This is a genomic window from Dysgonomonas sp. PH5-45 (assembly GCF_029893235.1).
Lineage (GTDB): Bacteria > Bacteroidota > Bacteroidia > Bacteroidales > Dysgonomonadaceae > UBA1309.
The window spans coordinates 43,097-64,591 of record NZ_JARXWE010000016.1 but is presented as its reverse complement, the minus strand read 5'-3'; the positions used below and the strand labels follow the sequence as shown (position 1 = coordinate 64,591).

At 43.0% G+C, this 21,495-nt stretch carries 17 protein-coding genes and 1 other RNA gene; 9 read left to right on the top strand and 9 right to left on the bottom strand.

Annotation, left to right across the window (positions count from 1 at the left end; translation table 11 throughout):
* The first annotated feature begins 217 nt into the window (after positions 1-217).
* The 3 genes from M2132_RS07470 to M2132_RS07460 are packed head-to-tail and all read left to right on the top strand — an operon-like array spanning position 218 to position 2,937.
* The gene (locus M2132_RS07470) at positions 218-661 is read left to right on the top strand and encodes a hypothetical protein (RefSeq protein WP_280672690.1); all 444 of its coding nucleotides are present in this window, start codon (positions 218-220) and stop codon (positions 659-661) included.
* An 18-nt stretch (positions 662-679) separates the two neighbouring features.
* Positions 680-1,312, top strand: a complete 633-nt coding sequence (locus M2132_RS07465) for a hypothetical protein (protein WP_280672691.1) — start codon at positions 680-682, stop codon at positions 1,310-1,312.
* Between the two features lie 35 nt (positions 1,313-1,347).
* Positions 1,348-2,937, top strand: a complete 1,590-nt coding sequence (locus M2132_RS07460) for a hypothetical protein (RefSeq protein ID WP_280672692.1) — start codon at positions 1,348-1,350, stop codon at positions 2,935-2,937.
* 320 nt (positions 2,938-3,257) lie between these two features.
* Here M2132_RS07460 and M2132_RS07455 read toward each other — a convergent pair whose 3' ends face one another.
* The 4 genes from M2132_RS07455 to M2132_RS07440 are packed head-to-tail and all read right to left on the bottom strand — an operon-like array spanning position 3,258 to position 7,574.
* Entirely contained in the window at positions 3,258-3,833 is a 576-nt protein-coding gene (locus M2132_RS07455; RefSeq protein WP_280672693.1) for an LUD domain-containing protein, read from the bottom strand.
* Positions 3,834-3,868: 35 nt separating this feature from the next.
* Entirely contained in the window at positions 3,869-5,251 is a 1,383-nt protein-coding gene (locus M2132_RS07450; RefSeq protein ID WP_280672694.1) for a lactate utilization protein B, read from the bottom strand.
* Entirely contained in the window at positions 5,248-5,988 is a 741-nt protein-coding gene (locus M2132_RS07445; protein WP_280672695.1) for a (Fe-S)-binding protein, read from the bottom strand. The genes M2132_RS07450 and M2132_RS07445 overlap by 4 nt, the downstream gene beginning before the upstream one ends.
* A gap of 35 nt (positions 5,989-6,023) precedes the next feature.
* Positions 6,024-7,574 carry an L-lactate permease gene (locus M2132_RS07440; RefSeq protein ID WP_280672733.1) on the bottom strand — a complete coding sequence of 517 codons (1,551 nt, stop codon included), beginning with the start codon at positions 7,572-7,574 and terminating at the stop codon, positions 6,024-6,026.
* 428 nt (positions 7,575-8,002) lie between these two features.
* On the opposite strand from M2132_RS07440, the gene crcB reads away from it, so the two are divergent.
* From crcB to rnpB, 3 genes are all read left to right on the top strand, one after another.
* On the top strand, positions 8,003-8,371 hold the full coding sequence (gene crcB / locus M2132_RS07435; RefSeq protein WP_280672696.1) for a fluoride efflux transporter CrcB: 369 nt from the start codon (positions 8,003-8,005) through the stop codon (positions 8,369-8,371).
* Positions 8,372-8,407: 36 nt separating this feature from the next.
* A complete protein-coding gene (locus tag M2132_RS07430) occupies positions 8,408-9,808 on the top strand; it encodes a transglycosylase SLT domain-containing protein (RefSeq protein WP_280672697.1) in 1,401 nt (466 codons plus the stop codon).
* A gap of 41 nt (positions 9,809-9,849) precedes the next feature.
* Positions 9,850-10,236: RNase P RNA component class A (gene rnpB / locus M2132_RS07425), an RNA gene on the top strand.
* Position 10,237: 1 nt separating this feature from the next.
* On the opposite strand, the gene M2132_RS07420 is transcribed toward rnpB, so the two are convergent.
* A complete protein-coding gene (locus M2132_RS07420; RefSeq protein ID WP_280672698.1) occupies positions 10,238-10,669 on the bottom strand; it encodes a GNAT family N-acetyltransferase in 432 nt (143 codons plus the stop codon).
* A gap of 58 nt (positions 10,670-10,727) precedes the next feature.
* Positions 10,728-10,991, bottom strand: coding sequence for an HAD-IB family phosphatase (locus M2132_RS07415; protein WP_280672699.1), 264 nt, complete (start codon positions 10,989-10,991; stop codon positions 10,728-10,730).
* A gap of 11 nt (positions 10,992-11,002) precedes the next feature.
* On the opposite strand from M2132_RS07415, the gene M2132_RS07410 reads away from it, so the two are divergent.
* The 3 genes from M2132_RS07410 to M2132_RS12110 all read left to right on the top strand — a co-directional run bounded on the left by M2132_RS07410 (position 11,003) and on the right by M2132_RS12110 (position 13,266).
* A complete protein-coding gene (locus M2132_RS07410) occupies positions 11,003-11,494 on the top strand; it encodes a hypothetical protein (protein WP_280672700.1) in 492 nt (163 codons plus the stop codon).
* Positions 11,495-12,535: 1,041 nt separating this feature from the next.
* On the top strand, positions 12,536-12,730 hold the full coding sequence (locus tag M2132_RS07405) for a transposase family protein (RefSeq protein ID WP_280672701.1): 195 nt from the start codon (positions 12,536-12,538) through the stop codon (positions 12,728-12,730).
* Positions 12,731-13,095: 365 nt separating this feature from the next.
* On the top strand, positions 13,096-13,266 hold the full coding sequence (locus M2132_RS12110) for a hypothetical protein (RefSeq protein WP_407932415.1): 171 nt from the start codon (positions 13,096-13,098) through the stop codon (positions 13,264-13,266).
* Between the two features lie 16 nt (positions 13,267-13,282).
* Here the strand turns inward: M2132_RS12110 and M2132_RS07395 are convergent, their stop codons facing one another.
* The 3 genes from M2132_RS07395 to M2132_RS07385 are packed head-to-tail and all read right to left on the bottom strand — an operon-like array spanning position 13,283 to position 21,416.
* Positions 13,283-16,795 carry a S8 family serine peptidase gene (locus M2132_RS07395; RefSeq protein WP_280672702.1) on the bottom strand — a complete coding sequence of 1,171 codons (3,513 nt, stop codon included), beginning with the start codon at positions 16,793-16,795 and terminating at the stop codon, positions 13,283-13,285.
* A gap of 16 nt (positions 16,796-16,811) precedes the next feature.
* Positions 16,812-19,613, bottom strand: a complete 2,802-nt coding sequence (locus M2132_RS07390; protein ID WP_280672703.1) for a YCF48-related protein — start codon at positions 19,611-19,613, stop codon at positions 16,812-16,814.
* Between the two features lie 27 nt (positions 19,614-19,640).
* Positions 19,641-21,416 carry a T9SS-dependent choice-of-anchor J family protein gene (locus M2132_RS07385; RefSeq protein ID WP_280672704.1) on the bottom strand — a complete coding sequence of 592 codons (1,776 nt, stop codon included), beginning with the start codon at positions 21,414-21,416 and terminating at the stop codon, positions 19,641-19,643.
* Positions 21,417-21,495: the final 79 nt, after the last annotated feature.

The following is a 21,495-nucleotide window of genomic DNA, read 5'->3' as shown; positions in this document are numbered from 1 at the left end:
AGGCGTGGGAGATATTAAGTTCTTTATGTACAGACTGGCGATGCTATATTCGTGATATGTGACAAGGTTTATCAACCGGGAAAATCCGCTGACCCCAACTTTAACCTTAAGAGCACAAAATCAAAATGATTCAATTCCTTATTTCTTTAAAAAAACTACTTCCAATAATAGCTTATGGTACACATCAGATATTGTAAAAACGGATATCTGTTCAATATTGGAGGGAAATATATCACTCCAATGGGAGCATCGTTTTTCCGATGTTTTCACAGTAGAAGCTGGAATGGGTGTTCTACTGACTGATACAATACTTGAGATGCCTTCTGTTATGTCTTCAAAAAGGAATCCGGCTTTTGTTCAGAACAACCCCGGATTCAGTTTTTCGCTATCTCCCCGTTTTTACTACAGTAATACATTCCCTCATTTGTATAACAGCTTGTTGTATTCGTATAAAAACTATGGTCATTCTCAGCTACATGCAATTAGTATTGTAACAGGATATGTATGGACGGTTTCCGAAAAGTTTATAATTGACTTTGCATCAGGGATATCATTCATCAAACAACATGGTAAGAATGGTTATCCACTATTGTTCAACAAAGAAAAGAACGACTTATTGTTCGATATATACATGAGCGTAAAATTAGGTTACATTATATAAAATAAATCCCAAATTGAAATGAAAACACTATTAACTGCTTTTTTGTACATCTTGTTATTCTCATCCGTTGCGTTTGCCCAAAAAAAAACCTCCGGAATAGATCAATATCTGGACGATGGAGGTTTTTCTAATGCTAAGTTATTGGGCAAAGTAAATTTAACTTCCATCTATCAAGGTGATCTCCATCTCTCAATGGAGTATTTGGTAAGTAAAGAATTTTCGGTTGAAGCCGGAGCCGGAGTGCTTTTAGGCTACTACAATGACGACCCTTTAAACAATTTTATCGACACAGGCGACGACTCTCTTAAAAACCCTAAGATGGGATTCAGCTTGTCGGCTGTGCTGAAATATTATAAAGACGGCATGGATTTTTTTTACATAAGCATACCTGGCCGTGCCCGTTTCATACCGGGGCAGATACAACTTTACGAAGTTTCGTTCGCTCCCGGCAAACAATGGGTGTGGGATAACAGGCTTCTGCTCGATGTATCTATCGGTTTAGGTATTCAGCATCAAAAAAGTATGGACAGTAAATCGTATGCTTTTCATGCCGAAGAACGAATGTCTCATAGCGAAAGTTCTTACGAAAGTTTCCCTACCAAGAATCGACTAATTATTCCCATAGCTATTAAACTCGGCTACCTCTTTTAACAGCAAGTATTTAGCAAACTTTAAATCATAGTCATATGAAAAAATTTATTTTAACCCTATTGATACCTTTAACCATATCGACAATACTTCTTGCTCAAGAAAAGCCTCTATTTCTAAATGTTGAGTGGACTGATAAAAAAACTCCAGGGCAAAAAGGGAAAAGAATAAAAGATTGCGTCTATCTGACAGGAGATGACAATGTTATTTTTTATCTATACCAAACAGGCATCCCCCCGGAACGGCAAAATACCGGAGATTATATAGTGAAACACAACTTGAAAGACGGGAAAATGGAATATTTCAAGATTGAATTAAACAATATAAAAAAGGTAGATCGCAATTATGAAGGAGCAAAGGTAATAAACGGCGATATATATCTATTTTCGTCGTTCAAAAACAAGAAAGATAAAAAATATTACTTCTTTGCCGAAACCGTAAAGAAAGAACCTTTCAGCTTAAACCGCGATGAACGGATGATAGGTGAAATCGATTATAGTAAAATAAAAGGAGGTAAGTTGAGTAACATGTCGTTCGTAACTTCTCCCGACGAATCGAAAATATTAATATCTTACAGCTTACTGAATAAAAAGAACGAGATATTGAGTTTTGGTTTAGAAGTATTCGATAATAAATTGACCTCTATATGGAAACGCGCCAACGACTTCCCAACCCTTACCAAAGACGAGAAAGTTTATTTAGGCCAGTATGTGGTCGATAACAATGCAAACGCCTATCTGACAAGCCATGTGTATAAAAAGAAGGGGAAAGATAAAAAATTGTTTCTCACCCATTATCCCGGTGATGGTTCAGATGCAGGAATCAAAGAAATAACCTTTTCCGGTCAGAACTACGCATTGTCTCAACATCTTGGAATAAACAACAATAACGACCTTATTTGTGCCGGATTCTTTTCAAGAATAGGGAATAAAAGTGCTATCGGCTCTTTTTCTATCATCTTACCTTCGGGTTCGATAAAAGATTTCCGGATGAATGAAAAACTCTTCGACAACAATTACCTTACCAAAGGAATGAATGAAAAAGAAGCCGAAAAGACTTTAGAGAAAAAAGATAAAAATAAAGACTTCGACGATGGATATTATTACAAATTTGAAGACATTCATTTCAAAAATGACGGAGGATTCTATATAAGTGCGGAAAAAAGAGCAATTACTCTAATTGAAAAAAGACAACAAGGAGTTGTTTTCAAATACAACATCTATCATTATAGTGATATATCGTTATTGAATTTCGACAAGAACGGGAACTTGCTTTGGGCGTATAAAATACCTAAAAACCAAAACTTACAGAACGAAGATCGCAACAGAGCCTCTTATGCTCTTGGTTTCGACCAGAATGATGCTGCCTACATTATTTACAATACAGTAAAAATGTTTTTGGGTAAAGCCAAATCAGGGAGCATCCAAACTATCTTGATAAAATTAGGAAACGATGGTACTGAATCGTGGAACGAATTATTTACCGATAACAATGATGTTACTAAAAGCTTCTCCCCAAGAAACACACGAAGCCTTGGTGATGGCAAATTCTTGCTTAACAGAACACATTATGGCGGATTTATGAGTGGTCCATCTATACAATGGGGTATTGTAAATTTACAAAAATAATTTATTACCCCTCATCGTCTAAAAGAGGGTGTGCCAAAAGTAAATTTCTTTTTGTCATTCTGACCGTAGGGAAGAATCTCCTTTTACAGGAAAAGATGTTTCACTATCGTTCAACATGACAGTAGAGTATATCAATTTGATATCATCAATCGACTTTTAACACACCCTCTTTTTATTACAATCTCCATACAAGGCGAATTGTATGGGAATAATGAACTTAAACGTTAGAGTACAAAATACGAAGATAATCAGCAAGTTACCCCTCCAAGGAGGAAAACAAAAGCTTTGCGACTTCATATTTCTGCATTTTTCTTCCTTTTTTACCTCAAAACCACCGTTACTCCCCGCGCGCCATGTGCGCCCACGACCAAGGCCTGTTCTATATCGGCGGTTTTTGAAGGACCTGAAATAAACACCCCGAAGCGTTTATCGCCCAAATCGAGTTTAGCATATGCCTCGTGCATATTGTTCACTATTTTGTTCCTGTCCAGAACTATAACCAAATATTCGGCTATGAAATAAATCACTTTTTGTTTTACGTTTTGCGGAATCCATACGCACCCGTTTTCGGCTACACCTATTTCGCCCTCCACAATTGCCAAATCCGTTCCGTTCAGGCTATGGGGGTCGTCCACATTATCGGGGTTGGTGGTGGCAATTGTTATTTCGGGCAGATTGGATGCTATTGTTTTAGCCTCAGGATATAGCGTGCGTATCAGTTGGTTTATATCACCGTCCAACAACAGGGCATCGCCGCCAACACCCTTGCTTATTTCTATAAATTGCTGTGTCTTATCCGGATATTGTATCCCCTCCAGAGTGTCCAGATCGGGCATATCGTATTGCGCTCTGGTGTGCCGTTTTATGCTGTTCAATATATCTTCTTTGCTACTCATTTCCTTTTGTTTTTGGGTTATTTTAAACGACAAAATTATTTTTTGCTTTTCTTTACCTTGCCTTTTTTCCACATAGAGGTGAACGATTCTTTTGCAAACACAGGCATTTCGCGCCCCTTGCCCCAATCGTTCAATCCGTTATAAATCATAAACCGAGGCAAATGATTTACAACCGTATCCACGTTCAAGGCGGCATTATAGAGCGAAGGATGCACAAAAAGGAACTTCATACCGTCCGACATTATTTTTTTCATCTTGTCGGCACGACCAAGCAAATCCAAGTTTTGCCGCCAACGATATATCTGGTCGGCAAGGTCAATTTTTACAGGACACACATTATTGCACGAATAGCAAAGCGAACATGCCGAAACATTGTCGTAATATTCTTCGGGCGCTTTCAGCATACCCAGATTTATACCTATCGGCCCGGGAATGAAATACGTGTACGAATATCCTCCGCTACGGCGGTAAACAGGGCATGTGTTCATACAGGCTCCGCAACGGATACACTTCAGGGCTTGTATATGCTCGTCGTTACCGAGTATTTCGCTACGCCCGTTATCTACAATGACGATGTGCATTTCGGCATCTTCCGAGCGTGCCTTCCGGTAATGCGATGTATAAGTAGTAGTGGGCTGCCCCGTTGCCGAACGTGCCAGCAGGCGGGTATATATGCTCAAAGCCTTGTGGTTAGGCACAATCTTTTCGATACCCATAGTTACTATATGCAGTTTGGCCAGCGATGTACCCATATCGGCATTACCCTCGTTGGTACAAACCACCACTTCGCCTGTATCGGCCACGGCAAAGTTACAACCTGTCATCGAGGCATCGGCTGTCAAAAACTCATTGCGCAAATGCTGACGGGCTGCATGGGTAAGGTAAGTGGGATCGCTATTCCCTTTTTCGGTATGCAGTTTTTCTTCAAACAGCTTGCCCACTTGTTGGCGGGTTAGGTGGATTGCAGGCAACACGATATGGCTGGGAGGCTCGTTCTTCAGTTGAAGAATCCGTTCGCCTAAATCGCTTTCCACGGCATCTATACCCCGTTTTATCAGATAAGGATTCAGTTCGCACTCCTCGGCAAGCATAGATTTACTTTTAACCAGTTTCTTTGCCCCGTGGTCGGTCAGTATTTTAAAGATAATCTCGTTATGCTCTTCGGCATCTTTGGCCCAATGCACAATCACACCATTGGCTTCGGCCTTTTCGGCAAACTGGCGGGCATAGGTGTCAAGATGCGTAATGGTATGCATCTTTATTTTGCCTGCCAACTCCCTCAGTTGCTCCCATTCGGGAACATCCATAGCCATACGGTCTCTTTTTTCACGGACAAACCAAAGAGTTTCGTTATGCCATGTTTCGCGTTCTTTATTCTCTATGAAGCGGTTTGCGGCTTCAGCATGTTTTGTACTCATAATCCGGCAGCTAAAATTTCAATAACATGAATAAACTTAACAGGGAGCTTTTCCCTGCTCACTATACCCTGCATGTGCATCAGGCACGAACTATCGGCTCCGGTTATATACTCGGCTCCGGTATCCATATGATGCCTCACCTTATCTTGCCCCATACAAACCGATACGGAATGTTCTTCAACGGCAAACATACCGCCAAATCCGCAGCATTCGTCCAGCATTGCAGGCTCAAGCACGGTTATCCCCTCCACCAAACTGAGCAAGTCTTTGATTTTAGAATAACGGGGGATATTTAATTCGCTGGCCGACGACAGATGCAACTCGCGCACCCCGTGGCAACTATTGTGTACACTCACTTTGTGAGGGAATTTGCCGGGCAGTTGCTTCACCTTCAGTATATCGTGCAGGAATTCGCACAAATCGTAAATCTTTCCGCTGGTTTGGCAGAGATGCCCTTCTTTTTCCATCAGTCGTGGGTAGTTCTCCTTCACAAAGGCTGCACAACTGGCCGAAGGCGCTACTACGTATTCATATTTCTCGAATTGTGCTTCGAAACGCTGTGCCAAAGGTATGGCCTTGTCTTCAAACCCGGCATTAGCCATCGGTTGGCCGCAGCAGGTCTGGTCGAGCGGATAATCGACATCCACCCCCAGATAATCGAGCAGTTTGTAAGCTGCTACACCCACTTCGGGATATATGGCATTAACGTAGCACGGAATAAATAATCCTACTTTCATTTCCTTATCGTTTTAGTTGATTGATATTTCTCTTCTTAGAACAATATGTTGCCCATTATCAGTGGCACAAAATAAACCATAAGCCCGGCCACTACTATGTATCCTAAGGCAAACGGTATGGCTTTCTTCATTATTTCGCCCTCCTTGCCTTGCAGCCCGCACGCCGAAGTGGCTACGGCAATACTTTGCGGTGAAATTATTTTACCACCCGTTGCTCCTGCCGTATTGGCCGCTGCCAACCAGCTTGGGTCGGCTCCGGTTGCCGTTGCAACTGATGCCTGCAACTTGCCAAACAGTATGTTCGACGACGTATCGCTTCCCGTAAGGAACGTTCCCAAACAACCTATGGTAGGGGCAAACAATGGATACAGCGATCCGGTGACAAGCGCAAGAGCTACGCCCAGCTCTGAAATCATACCCGAAAAATCCATAACCGAAGACAACGCTATGAGGCTACACACGGTAATAATGGTTTTTTGTTGTTGCTTCACCACCTTCCCCAAAAGACTGAACAAACTGCCTATCTTTGCTCCTTGAATCAGTCCTCCTATTATAGACCCTATAAAGAGCAACACCCCGGCATCGACCAGCCACGATATTTTTACCGAACGGGCAACATCTGCCTGTGCCGATACGTCGAATATATCGAAACTGAACACCGTTGTCAACAATGGCGCCAATACATCCCTGAAGGGAAGTAAGGGGCTGGTCAGTACCACCAACAGAAGTATCAGCCCATACACACTCCAAGCCTTTGCAACTTCCGTGAACGACCTTTTGGGGAATTTTGCTTTCAGCTCCTTATCTTCTTTGGTTGCCGTCAGCCGTGCATAAATGATTATTGCTACGATAGAGGCTATGCTACCCATAATGGCCGGTGTTTCGGCTCCCATATATTTTGCGGCAATATACTGTGTTATAAGAGAAACCACTCCCACAATTACACTCAATAGTATATGTTTAGGCAAGGCCTTCAGGCGAGGGTCGGTCATAAACACCAGCACAAAGGGTATCAAAATCATCAAGGGCGATAATTGCAACACCACATGGGTACTCAATGTCTGTATATCGGTAACACCTGCCTGCTCGGCAAGAACCTTTACGGGTGTTCCCACTGCCCCGAATCCTGTTGCCACACTATTGGCTATCAGGCTGGTTACTGCCGAGAATACAGGTTTAAATCCTAAACTGATCAATATTGCCGCGGGAATGGCTACTGCTGTTCCGAATCCGGCCATACCTTCAAGCAATCCGCCAAAGCCCCAGGTAAGCAGAAGAACCTGTATGCACTTGTCGGACGATATGGACGAAAATTGTTCCTTTATTATCTCCATCTTACCGGTGTGTACCAAAACATTATAGCTAAATATGGCCATAATTATGATAATCAGTATCGGAAAAATAGCCTTCAACACTCCATATATCAAAGACAGGCCAACATCGCCCACCGGCAGGTGAAAAGCAAAAAGACCGATAACCACTGCCGCGATAAGGGTTATCAGCGCACTTTTGTGTCCTGCCATTTTAAGGAAACCCATGAGTACAATCAGCAGAACGACAGGAACCGCAGCAAGAGCCACATCCAACCACGAAACACTCCCTCCCTCTGCCAACACAGGAGTCTGAAGCAGAATATTTAACACAAACAGCATGATAGTTAGTTTTTAGTTATAAGGTTAACCCTTAAAATACGAAATACGGATTAATATTACTCTTTTTTCGTTTTCCTGCCAATGTTTTTCTTAAAAGAACTTCTCCTCAAAAACATTATTTAACGCAAATGAAAAACAAGTTAGTTTCTGTTCTTGTTCTTTAAAAACATTTCTTTTCTTATTTTTACAAATGAAACAGAGAAAAGTTCATTTTTTGATAAAAAATAACCTTTCTGTCTTTTATGATTTTGGGGTCTCAAGGCTGATTATCACAGGGAAATGAAATAAGTTTGGCATAAAGAAAATTTATCGCCTCGTTTTTTATCATTCCGGCGATAACCGTAACGAGAGGAGGGGAAATTATGATGAAATATATCTTATTGGTAGGCCTTGGGGGAGGTGTGGGAAGCATATTGCGGTTTCTGATATCCGAACTGACGCATAAATATCACTTTGCAGCACTACCTGTTGCCACTTTCGTTGTCAACATACTGGGTTGTTTTTGCATCGGATTGCTGGCAAACCTCATTCCGGCAAACAACCAAAGCCTGAAAATTATGCTCATGGCAGGTTTTTGTGGTGGATTCACCACTTTTTCGGCCTTTGCCAAAGAAACACTCTCCCTTATGCAAAACAATCAGCCGGGATTGGCACTTGCATATACGGTAGCAAGCTGCTTGATTGGCGTTTGCGCCGTTTGGTTGGGAATGTATATAACAACAAAAGGGTAAGGATATCGTCCTTATTCATCATCATACTCATAATATATGGCACATCCTTTACATATCAAATATATCATCATCTGGTGCACGATTACCGTGCTCGCCCTATCGGGTTGTAAACCCCAAAAGAAAGACGTGTACGATTTTGACCAGATAAAGGCTTCGGGACAACTCACCGTGATCACGTTGAACAGCTCTACATCGTACTTCATATACAAAGACGAACCTATGGGCTACGATTACGACCTATGCCGTGATTTTTGCGATCATTATGGGTTATCGCTCAATATTAAAATTGCTAAGAACCAGACTCAGCTGCTCGAAATGCTCGAAAATGGCGAGGGCGACCTTGTGGCCTACGGCATACCCGTACAGAATAGCCTGAAAGACTCCATCATATACTGCGGACTGGGACAGATAAGCCACCAAGTGCTTGTTCAGTCGGCAAACAAAGGTGATACGCTTCTGCGCGATGTTCCCGACCTGATTGGGAAAGAAGTGTATGTAAGGCACAAAACAAAATACCATACCCGGCTCGAAAACCTGAACGCCGAACTCGGCGGAGGTATTCTGATAAAAGATGTGGAAGGCGACTCCATCACCACCGAAGACCTCATCGCAATGGTTGCCGATGGTGAAATAAGATACACCGTCAGCGATGAAAATATTGCAAAACTGAACAAAACCTACTTCCGCAATATTGACGTATCCATTCCTATCAGCTTTGAACAACTCTCATCGTGGGTGGTGAGAAAAAACACACCTAAACTGGCAAATGCCCTTGACGAATGGTTCTCCAAAAACGGGAATACTCCTGTCTATAAGTCAATAACAAAAAAATACTTCGAACTGAGTAAAGCAGACCTTGACGATGACATCTCCTCTTCTTTAACCAACCCATCCATCCCAAAAGGGCATCTGTCTCCGTTCGACGACCTGTTCAAGAAACATGCTCAAAACTCAGATTTAGACTGGCGCCTATTGGCTGCGATAGCTTATCACGAATCGAATTTCAAGACCAACCTTTCGTCATGGGCCGGAGCAACAGGGTTGATGGGACTGATGCCCAGAACTGCCGTTGCGATGGGCATCAGAAGCGAAGACCGCACCAACCCCGACCTAAGCATAAAAGCTGCAACAAAACTGCTGTCTAAATTGGAAAAATCGTATGCGTCGATTCACGACCCCCACGAACGAATAAAGTTCGTTCTGGCGGCTTACAACGCCGGAGGAGGGCATGTAAGCGACGCGCAAGCCCTTGCCCGCAAATACGGAGCCGACCCTCATGTATGGGAAAACAATGTCCGTAAATATATAAACCTGAAAAGTAAACCCGAATACTATAACGACCCTGTTTGTAAGAACGGATATTTCAGAAGTACAGAAACCCTGAACTACGTAGATAAGGTTCTGGCACGTTGGCACAAATATCAAGAACAGAAATAATCTTTGCCGTATCCGTCAAATAAGCTTACCTTTGCATCTATGCAGCAGGTTGGTTTGCCGCTGGCACCCTCCTTCGGGGGGATGAAAGAGGAAAGTCCGGGCAACACAGAGCACCGCACTTCTTAATGTGGAAGCTATCCGTGAGGGTAGAGCAAGGGTAACAGAAAATAACCGCCCGTGCGGAAACAAACGGGTAAGGGTGAAAAGGCGGGGTAAGAGCCCACCGGTTGCGGTAGCGATATCGTGAGCCGTACCTCTTGCGGGTTGTAAGACCATGTATACCGGCGTATGTAGGATTGCTCGTCCGATGTCGGGGGGTAGGTCGCTTGAGCCTGTCGGTGACGGCAGGCGTAGATAAATGGCAAACACTTTTAATTTCAGTTTCTGATTTAAAAGAACAGAACCCGGCTTACAGACCGGCTGCATTTTTTATACATTCCTTTCCATATGGAGCAACGGATAGTGCCGGCCATCGCCATCAAACTCAGACCGCCCCATTGTTTTAAACCCTAAATGAAGATAGAAACCTACTGCCTGCTTGTTTTGTTCGTTCACATCAACTTTACAAGCGCCTAAATCGGAGACGGCAAACTGCACCAACGTCTTCCCTATTCCTGTACCTCGCAAGGAGTCTTCAACAAAAAGCATTTCTATTCTATCGACCGATATACCCAGAAAGCCTCTCGCTTCTCCCGATTCATCTTTATAAGCGTACAAATCTACATGTTTGAAATACACGGGTAGTTGCGACTTATAATATTCAAAGTCGTTAGGTTCTAAAAAATCGTGGGTATTCCTCACAGCATTTTCCCAAATCTGCTGTAAGCGAGGATAATCGTTTTCCTGTACTTTACAAATCATATACCTTGGCAAGTTTCCGTTTATACGGCAAAATTACATACAAAACAGTGAATTATTCTTACAGGTAATACCCTTCATCCGCAAAATCAATTAACTCCTTATCTCCAGCACTATCGCCATAAACAATTAAATGATAATCGCTTCGATTGGGGAATTCTGCTAAAAGCCTGTTAACCTTTTCTTTTCCATAACAGTTCTTTGACAAAAATAGCCCCGTAAGCAAACCGTTTTTTACTTCTATCAAAGTAGAAAGAGTCAGATCTATTCCATTTTTTTCGGACCAAGGTCTAATCCAATTTTCAACAGATGCGCTTATAATCAATATTTAATTCTATGCGTTATGCGGCGGGCATTAGCGTATTCCCAATCAGAAATGTTGTGTTTAGGGTTTATGGAGATGTTTATTCCGAAACAGACGAACAGCACGATGCACTACCTGAGGGCGTTCTCGGAAAGTTCGGAAACCAGTATTCACTGGCTTTGTTTGCAGGCTATCAGAATAAAGAACTTTCGGGGGGAGTTGAATATAACCGTGTTTTTAACAAAGGTTTCGTAAAAGATAAAGACTACTATGGTTATTTCGCATACGTTTCGTACAGTTTTGCTCCTAAGTGGCGGGTGTATGCGCGCTACGATTTGATGGATTCGAAAACACCCCACAACTTTTCTTCGGCATGGAACAACCTTGGCGGACAACTGATGGTGGGAGGAATTGAATATCAACCATTGAAGCAGGTTAAGGTATCGCCCAACTTCCGCAATATCAATCCCGACAGAGCTAAGTCGGAACAATATCTGTTTGTGAATCTGGATATAAATATATAGGGAAAATTGATAGAAGGGTACAAACGAACACTTGTTGCCATATTGTTAAATAACTGCTTGTTTGTTTTAAAAATTGCAAATAAATAAAGAATTAACGTGTGGAAATATAATTACGCAGCCGTCATAAAAAACACTAAAAAGAGTTTAAGTTTGTGTACTTGCCCAATATGCAACAACATAGATGGAGAAAGGATTCCGAAACCGGAAACAAGGAGTTTCGACAGGAGAAAAACAAGCAAAAATAAATACTTCCAATAAGATAAAATCGGTTATCTAAATTTTAACAACTGTTGTTTGGGAGGCCTTTTGTGTTTTTCGTTTCATTTTTATCATTAAATTTGCCAACTGAATAATGAATCGAAATAATGAAAGGCCAAATGACGATTATTTATAATATCGCTCTTGCTGTCCGAAAAATTGGATGGTATTGTAATCTTGCCAAGGGGGTGATGTTCACAAAAATCACAACTAACACAATTGCTTTTTTTGATTATGCAAAAAATAAAGGCGGTATCCCTTCATTTTTTTGCGAAAAATTCTGTTCATAATTCTTATGCTGTTACTTCAAAACGATAAAGAAGAAGTGGTTATCAAGACTAAGTACGGGGGCACTCCATGCCTATTTTGCCTTTTATCAATTGCCCAGCTATTTGTGAAAATAGCGGACAGTGTCTCTATTTAATTAAGCCCGGCATGGACCCCGTATCTATTTCTTTGAAAGATTACTTAACTAAATAACAGAGAGTGTAACATTAACTTTATGAAAACAAACAAATATACAAAACTGTGGCTGCCGGCCACGATTCTATCAATTACATATTTTTTTGCTATGCCCCGGCTTAGTACTCAGGCAACTATTGGCGTACCTTTCTGTTATGGAGTATATGTATGAATGGGGGGCCAATCAGGGCAAACGCATGAAAATTAATCAATAACGAAGATGTGTATATTTTCGTAATCATCTGAATATAAGCTCGTTATTATTTGTTCCCATCAATAAAAATTCGTATATTTGTCTGATATTCAAACAAATAAAACCAGATGAATATATTAGATTTCGCACATCGTATTCCTGATTTTCGCCAGGAAGTAAAAGTACAACACCAAGCCTGTGATATTGTCTTTATAACTGTAGCCGCTGTAATCTGTGGAGCGCAGGATTGGGAAGATATAGAGTATTTCGGACATTGTAAAGAGGATTTTTTTCGCCAATATCTTCTTCGAATGAAGCCTTAGAATTAACTGTAAACAACGGTAATCAATTAGCAATAAGTTTCTCATTTTGAGGGCCTCCCTTCGTTTTAACACTTACCCATCACTTTTTGTTAGTACCTGTTTTTCACCCTGTTTTCGTACCGTATTTCTACCGCGAAACAATTTTGCGGTGAAGCCCGATGTCACACTGAGGCATTAGTTGACATGTGTTGACAATGGTTTATTGGTAAAGCCAAAAGCAAAAAAACATTCAATGTATCTGCAATTGTAGCTGCCGCCTTAAAAAACGGTATGACATTGAATTATTCAGCCTCGTTTCCTGCCGACAAGTCGAATGTCATCTATGTGTAGATACAGAACAAAGTCCCTATCATTGTTTAAAGGTAATGAAACGAATACTTCGACTAACAGGACTTTCTACAGAAAACAACCATCCATATTTGCAATTTTTAAGGCTTATCAACCACGAAAATCCGCTGAGCCATAAAACGCCGGAGCGGAAAAAACTAAAAAACGAGGCCGCGCCATTCGGCACAACCTCGTTTGTGGTTGTATGAACCGAGAAGAGGTTTGTTATTGCTTTATAATCTTGGCTGCTTTGCCGTCAACATAAACAATATAAATACCTTTCTCAAATGCAGATATATTCACTTCTACCGCTTCTTTGTTAATATTGTTGATATCCATCAGGGTTCGCCCTTTTAGATCAACTATGCGTAGCTGATTCATAGAGGCTGTATTCCTGATAGTAATCCTGTCTTTTGCAGGATTTGGATATACCAATAGTTGGTCTGTTTGAACTTCGGGGTTGATAGACGATGCCGAAGAACTGAGTATGCTGATGTTGTCCCAAAGCAATATTAGCCCGTTTTCCGTAATTTGGCGGAAAGCAACCCGGAAAGGCTTGTTGGCATATTGCGAAACATCAATCAGATGGTTTGTCAACTCCCAGTTTTCGTTTGTCACGGTTTTCAGCAAAGTGAATCCGTCCACGTCGCTCACATCTTCGGAGGCAATCAACACCTGATAGCTTTCGGGGGCATCCTCACTGAAGGAGCGTGCGGTCCACTTCAGGTACACCTTATCGGCTTTCACCTCGGGCACGTCAATTATAAATCCGCGATTGGCTTTGCCTTGGGGTTTGAAGTACGAGGCAGATACTATGACCCGCTGCCCGAAAGCGGTATTATTGGCCAAGAAGTAGTTTGCCAAACAAGCATTATTGTCGGTTGACGGCCATTGAGCTCCCCACGATGTGTATTTAAGGAAAGGATCGACCGTGTTTTTGTCGTAATTGAATTTCGTGAAATTACTTGGCCAATACAATCCCTGACTGTTAGTCCTCTCAAAGTCCCATGTATATTCGGCAGGGTAGGGGTTAATCCATATTTTGCCTGTAAACCAGTTCTTTACATTATCCGAATTTTTGAATAGGTTGGCCGGGCAATTTGCCTCGATAAGCAAATCGTTGTCTCCTTCCATATCGGCACTTATTTCTGTGCTGAATGTATAGGAAACCGTTTTGCCTGCCGCAATGTTTGGTATTGTGCCCTTCACCTTAGAATTCTGGCCAAAAGTATATGCTACCTCAACGTTCTGAGCCGCGAGGTTACCGATATTACTTACCGATATGGTGAGAGGGTAATTTGCCCCCTTCACTATTTCGTATCCGGGCGAAACCATCTTATTGATAACCACTTGGGCAAAATCTTTCTTAGGGAAATGTGCTACTTCAACATCGTCCAGAACAAGCACCCTGCTTGGCGATGTTTCGGCATGTATAAAGGCAATTTTAATTTTCTTCCCTGAAAACGCGCTCAGTGATACGGTTTTGTGGTTGTATCCGTCGTTAAAGTCGGAAGGTTCTACGGCTTCCGATATAAGTATATTGCTGAAGTCGGCCGGTGCAAAATCCTTCTCGGGTACAGTAGAAACAGCTACTTTGTAGTTTTCCGCACCGAAGGTAGAAGAGATGATGCGAACCCAGTACGAAAGCACCACATCTGAGTTTTCGGGACATTCCGTAAGGTCTATAACGGGCGATATGAGCCAATTGTTAGGAGTATAACTTTCGGTAGATGATCCGCTTTCGGATGTTACGAAGAAAGAGCCCGACTTAGCGAGTATATAGCTGCTATTTATTTCGTAAAACCAATTGCGGCGGTCGCCATCCTGATCGGACGAGCTCCATTTGTACATGCCTCTTTCGAAGTCGTCCTTGAAAAGAACAACTTTGCGGGTGGTTGCCCAGCCTGTTATGTTTGCATGCAGGAAAGTCTCCGTTGATTTTCCCGAAAAGCTTCCCCCGTAAGTTACCGTAAGTTTGTCTTTGTATCCTCCAACAGCTGTGGGAGTGAACCGGACTGTAAAATCGGCATATTCTCCGGATTTCAGTTTTTGCCCCGCGGTGAAGCCTGTTATAGTGTATTGGTTGCTCGAAAACTCCATTGCTGATATAACCATTTCCCCGCTTCCGGAATTTAATATTCTGAAAGGCTGTTCGTATGTAACAAAAGACCCGTCGTTGTTTTCTTCCAGCAGGAAAGACCCAAAGTACAGGTTTGCCTCAGCATCGGGTATATCGGAACTAAGCGCGGCAAAAGCATCAACGAACCCTGCACCCATTTTACCGGGATCGGAAGTTAATACCCGTGCTGTTGACGATATTCGCTGTTTCAACATCTCGGGGGTGAAATTACCATTTCCGTACTTAGACAAGATTAACGCGGCAACGCCCGATACATGGGGGCAGGCCATGGATGTGCCGAAGTCGTAGCCATACGCAGAGTGGGGGCGTGTGCTCAGTATATTACCAAACTGTCCGCTTGGCGATTTGTCCCATCCTCCCGGCGCGGTTATGTCTATCCATGAGCCGTAGTTGGAATAAACCGCACGTTCTTTGTCTATGTTCACGGCAGCTACGGCATAGCATTTTTCGTAATAGGCAGGATAGTAGGCATCGTCAAAACCGTTATTCCCTGCGGCAAAAACAACTAAGCCACCGTTCATGGGTGTTCTTGTAAGGGGATTACCTTCGCTATCCTTACCCGCGTATTTAACAAAATAGTCTATACCATCCAATACGGCTTGGTTCTTGTACCCTGCCGTCATCCATGCCCAACTGCATTGTGCTATAACAGCACCATTGTTGGCGGCATAAACAAAGGCTTCGAATATATCTCCGCTGGCTCCGTTGGCTGTCATTACCTGGCACGACATTATACGCGCGCCATCGCCTTTTCCGGTTCCTCCGGCAACTCCGGCAACACCTACCCCGTTGTTATTGGTGGCGGCTACCGTTCCTGCCACATGGGTTCCGTGGTCGCTGGCTTCGATGGTTAGGTTGTGGTTAACGAAGTCGTGTCCGTGTATGTCGTCTATATATCCGTTGCCATCATCGTCTACCCCCGATGCCCCACCTTTTTCGGCAGTGTTGACCCATAGGTTGGCAACCAAGTCGGGATGTTTCACATCGACTCCGGCATCCATTATGGCAACAACAACGTTGGGCGAACCGGCTGTTATTTCCCACGCCTTATAGAGGTTTATGTCCGTTCCGGCTGTTCCGGCCGGCAAACCGCTTTCGGGGTTGAATCCGGTATTGTTATAACTCCATTGTTTGCCTATATGCGGGTCGTTAAAAGGGTAATCGTTGTTGGCTGCGGAGGCTTGTTTTATCGGATAAACAGGCTCGGCCAGCAGGATTCCCTGCTGGCTGGCCAAGTTTTTAACAATCTGAAGGATATTAGCCTCTTCCACTTCCAGTTCGTACCACAAATCCAGTCCTTCGGCTTTGTAACGTTCTTCATACTTCGGACTGTAAGGCAGTAAGCGCCTTAGGCGGGTTGTTTTGGCTTGCTTCAAAACAGCATCGAGCCCCGAAATACCTGTTTGCACATACGTGGGCGATGCGGACTTTATCTGTCCCGACCGTAGCCGGGGCGATATTTTGAAAGCGGCCTCCCGGTCGAGCTTCACGCTTATGCGTCCCGGTACATATTCCACCTCTTGCGCCTGAATACCGAAACAGGCTATAAAGAAGACGAAGAATCCGGCTAAAATCCAATATTTATTCTTTTTTTGCATGATTCTTGGTGCTGTTTTACTTGATAATCTTAACAGTTTTCACTACACTTCCGTCAACAACGAGTTGAAGAAGATATACACCTTTGTTCCAAGACTCGGCGTTTACTTTATACAAGTATTCTCCGGCTTCGAGGCTTGTATACTGTTGCGTGGCGATTGTCTGCCCGTTTACATTCATGATGTCGACTTTAACATTGGCCGATTTGTTCAGACTGAAAGAATAATTCAGCATATCGACAACAGGATTTGGAAAGACATTCAAATCGCCACCCGATAATGTTTCGTCCTCGATAGAAGAACCTCCAACTATTTCGATGCTCTTGGTAACGGTGGCTGATAATAAACCCTTGTCGGGATGATTTCCCGATACGGTCAGAGTGACTTGGTAAGTACCTGCTCCGGGGAATGTTATTACCGGGTTGAATTTTGTTGATTTAACTTCTCCGTTCACTTTCCATTCGTAGTCTGTAAGGAATCCGAACGAACCGTTACGGAATTCTACGTCAAGGTTTTTCTTTTCATCGTCTTGTACAAAAGAAAATTCCGCGTTGATTTCAGGAATATAGCGTTTGAATACACCACTTGATCCGGTAGCATAAACAACACCGGTTGAGGAGTGGCTTATATCATTCAGAGCTTCGCCGATGCTCGGATGTTTTTCTTCTGTCCATGTAAGGCCGCCATCTATACTTTTAAGAATGGTTGAAGAATAGGTTGTACCGCCTATGTAAACAGTGGTATCGTTAACAAAATCGACGGTATTGAATATGGCATATGTTTTGGTAGGGATTTCCGACCATGTTGTGCCACCGTCGGTTGTTAGGTAAACGTTTCCGTCGCTGGTGTCGTCAGGGCCTACAATACCGTAATTGGCATCGCGGAAACCAACAGATGTGTAATACTGTTGCGCTCCTTGTTCGGCTGAATATACAAGGACCCAGTTTTTCCCGCCATCGTCCGATTTGAACACCTGATTGTCTTTACCCACACCGTAGAATGTGCTGTCGTCGGCCGAACAAATATCCCATAAAGACATATTAGCCCTGATGCCATTCCAGATATTGGATTTTATTTTTCCTAAATTCCACGTTGTACCACCGTCTTCTGTATAAAATACCTTTGTTGTGTACAGCAATACCCCTGTGTTCTCGTCCGAGAAAACGATATTCCCGAAATACTCTTCAGTACCATAGCTCTCAACGCCGCTCAAATCTACAAGACTCCATGTTTCGCCTTCGTCGGTGGTTCTCCACAATTGAGAGTCTTTACCTCCTTTTCCGGTAAATGAAGCACCAAATCCACAGGCATAACCTTTCTGAAGATTACAAAAATCTAATCCTTCAAGTCCTTTAACAACAAGATCGTCGGTCGATTTCAGCACACATCTCCAAGTATTACCACCATCGGTAGTTTTCCAGATTTCCCCTTTTTGTCCGGTGGTCATATAGCTTGTGGTCATAAATCCTATAAGGTTTTGCCCTTCGGGGAACACAACTCTTGTATTCCGGTAATCGCCTATAACAAATAGTTCCCAATCGAAATCGGCTATTGCCTCGATAGGCTTGATTATTGTGTCTGATACAGTAGCAGTGGTTCCGGGGCATTTTCCGGTTACAACCAATGTTACGTCCCACGAGCCCGATTTATTGAAAGAAACAAGAGGGACTTCCCTACCAAAACCTTCCGAAGGATTGGCACTCTCGAACCTCCATTTTATAGATGAGATATACCCCTCCGATTTATTGGTGAAGGCAAATTCATTTTTTTTGCTGTTGTCTGGTAAGTACGACGCAAAATCGGCTTTCAGTTTCGGAGCATTGATTTCTACTAAACCCAGTTCGCCTACGGCATACATTACATTGTGCGGAGTTATGGTGAATGCTTTTGCTGTTTGGCCGACAGGCATATCAAGCGCCACATTGTTCCATGTAAGACCTTCGTCAATCGAACGGATAAGCTTACCGCCATCGCTGATGGTATATAAATGTCCGTCGTTTGTAGAAGTAAAACTCTTGAAGATATTGGTGGTTTCGATTGTTTGCGCTTCAAATATATCCAAACCGCCATTGGTGGTAAGCCAGATACACGCTTTCTTGGGGCTTACGGTTGAAACCCCTGCAAAAACCCCGTAGTCGCTATCCCTAAAGATGGCTGCCGTAAAGTTTATAGTTGTATTACTGTTGTTTACTACAGTCCATTGATATCCGCTGTTGGTCGATTTGAGTATTTGCCCTTTTTGGCCAACGGCAAAGAATAGATTGCCACCCGCATAAACAAGGTCACTGATACCCGTAACACCGTTGGGCAATTCAGATTCGCCCCAAGCTGTTCCTCCGTTAGAAGTATAATATATGTGTTTGCCATCGGTAATGATGCCTGTAACACCGTCCGATTTGAATTCGGCATCAAGTATTTCGCTTTCGCTTGTTTCCGGGAGGGTGAGCAAAGACCATATAAGGCCACCGCTTTCACCTTTTAAAAGGGTTTTTTCTTTTCCCCATGCGTAAAATATGGAGCCAAACATTTTTCCGTTGGTCAGTCCGCCATACGATTCGTTTGTTGTTTTCAAGATAGCCCACGTATCACCGCCGTCCATAGTTTTCAGTACAGCTCCTGTACCATCAATGTTTTCGGCAAAAATGAACCCTGAGGCATAACCCTGATGATAATTAAGACCGGGGGCGAAAGTTACCTGATTGAAGTTGTATTCTTTCATTAAGTCGGTCGAATTCAATACTTTCCATGTGCCGTCTTGTGCCAAAAGGCTGCAAAGAGCCGCGAAGCACAGAATTACCGCGAGTGAGATATATTTTTTCATCTTTTTGTGTTTTTAAAAGATTAATACTTATTTCTTGATAAATTTCTTTGTTGTAACCTGTCCATCGGTTGTTTCCACCTTCAGCAGATACATTTCGGCAGGGAGGTCGCTCACGTTGATAATATGGGTATTGGTTGCACCGGATTTAAGGCTGTAAACCAATTGCCCGAACAGGTTGTAAATATTAATGGAATTGATATCCGTAGCACACGAAACAGTCAACTCGGTTACCACCGGATTAGGATATACCGAAACATTGGTGTCGGGGTTTGTCAATTCTGTTTCGAGTACAGACATTCCGCCCACCGTACCTTGGTGGTAGATGGTGATGTTGTCTATAACCAATATTGTAGGGCTGATTACGCCAACAGGATTGCTATGATTGCGGAAGGCAAAGTACACATCCTTGCCGGCATACTCTGAAACATCTAACCAATGCCTGATAGGATATTCCATTTCTCCGTTTTCGTGGTCTACTTTCCCTATCAGTTTAAAGTCTTCTTTCTCCAACCCTTTTTCCGAAACCAAAATTTCGTACGATTCGGGTATTACCAGCCCGATACCACCGGAGATGTTTGTTGCGTATGTGGCTCCATACCAGTACAAAAGGAATTGGTTGCCATCGTCGATTTTAAGGTTAATCCGGGGTGTTATCAGCCAACGGTCGGCCTGTCCGTTAGGTTCGAAACAAGATGTACTTGCCGCAAATCCTATTCCCCATCCTTCGGGGAACGGATTGTCTTCTCCGCTCTGTCCTTTAATCAGGTTCCATGCCTCATTCTTAGGGAAAAGCGATCGCAACACTTTGTCAGGGTAGATAGTATTGTCGTCGTATTTTGTTTTGGTAAACAGATTGAAACATTCCACTGTTTCGAAATCCCATTTAATACCGGGATTCGGTGGGAAAACATAGAAAGAGGAGCTTTTTGAGTTATTGGCACTGTTCCCGTCATTGTCGCAAGTAATGGTAAATACGATATCGGTAGGATCTTGTATTTGGGAAAACCCCGGAATGCTATTCTCGAACTCGTAAGTGAACGTTTCGCCGGCTTCGAGGTCGGGTATGCTTTCCGTTGTTTTAGCGCCATTCACCGTATATGACAGTTTTACACCTGTGGCTGTTGAAAGGCCTGTGTTTCCTATTTTTACCTGAGCGGGTATCTCTTTATTCAGGTTGTAAGCGTATCCCCTTCCGGGACTATATATCTGATCGAGAAACAAGTCTGCGCCCGCGCCCGTTTTCTGTATTTTAACCTTATCCAACAGCAGGTAAGAGGAGCCTATGGAACCATTGTGCTGGAAGGCTATTCTGACTTTTTTGCCGGAATAAGCACTTAGGTTGAGGGAACGGAAAAGGTAGTAATCGTTAGGCCATTCGCGAACAGTTTCGCTTCTGATTATTTTAGAGAAGTCGGCTACATACGCCGTGTCCTGATGTATTGTTTCGGTTATGTAAACCTTATAACTCATCAGTTCTTCCTCGTCCAGAACGCCAATGTAGTACGAAAGGGTTATCTTTTCGCCCTCGGGTAGCGATGTTAAATCTATTATGGGGGTTACCCACCAATCGTCGGGAGTGAGAGGAGTGCCAAGCTGGGGATGGATGGACGGCGAGGTCATAGCCCAATCGTCGTCTACACCAAGAGGGCCTGCCCCCCATTTAAAGCCATCGCCATCGTTGTCGATGTTGACCCATTTTTCTCTGTCGGCCTGAACGTCGAAGTTGGCCTCAAAAAGTACTTGCGAATACCCGTAGCAAAAAGCAAATAAGGGTATTATAAGCGATAGTAGTGATTTTCTCATAGTTGTTATATTTAGTTTTTTGATTTTTCCTGTTTAACGGGCTTTAATTGAAGTTGCCCCGGATAGGAAAACCCGGGAC